We start from the raw sequence: 233 nt of genomic DNA on the forward strand, positions 1-233 counted from the left end.
CGTTCGGGGCAGACGGCGGCCAGTTGGCCAAGGAGTACGTCGTCGCGCACGAGTCCGGCCACCCCATCCAGGACCTCCTCGGCATCCTCAACCGGGCCCAGTAGGACCCGCAGGGCCCGAACTCCGGCTCCGTGCGCATGGAGCTCATGGCCGAATGTCTCGCGGGCACGTGGGTCAAGCACGCCACCGAGACCACCGCCCAGAACGTCACGACGCTGCTCAAGCCAATCCCC

The 233-nt window shown here is 68.7% G+C and carries 1 pseudogene; it reads left to right on the top strand.

From position 1 onward, the window contains the following. Positions 1-233: pseudogene (locus tag ACR9ZK_RS23655) on the top strand (neutral zinc metallopeptidase); the annotation flags it as partial.

It is taken from the genome of Monashia sp. HAY1-5C, assembly GCF_056755255.1.